Here is a 300-nt window from a genome sequence, read left to right as displayed (position 1 = left end):
AGCTTGTCTTAGCTCTGTACGGGCCATGTTTCCGACCCAAAGAATGACGGTCATCTTCCAACCGCATCTCTTCACCCGTACCCGGGATTTTGCAGAGGGATTCTCAGAAAGTCTATCCTTGGCTGACGAGGTAGTGCTCTTGGATATTTATCCCGCACGAGAGCTTCCTATTCCTGGAGTGACATCAGAGATGCTTATGGGTGGAATCAAGGCTGGCAAGAAGACTTTGATTCAGAAAAATCAGGTGATGGATTACCTGAAGGAATCCCAGCCCGAGGTCTTAGTGACCATGGGTGCAGG

General features: G+C 49.7%; 1 pseudogene. It reads left to right on the top strand.

Features of this window, described 5'->3' with window-relative positions:
* Positions 1-43: 43 nt before the first annotated feature.
* Positions 44-300 (top strand): annotated as a pseudogene (locus tag ACNKXV_RS14205) (UDP-N-acetylmuramate--L-alanine ligase); the annotation flags it as partial.

Source organism: Christiangramia aquimixticola (assembly GCF_048285835.1).
Lineage (GTDB): Bacteria > Bacteroidota > Bacteroidia > Flavobacteriales > Flavobacteriaceae > Christiangramia > Christiangramia aquimixticola.
This window is presented reverse-complemented; position numbering and strand designations above follow the sequence as displayed.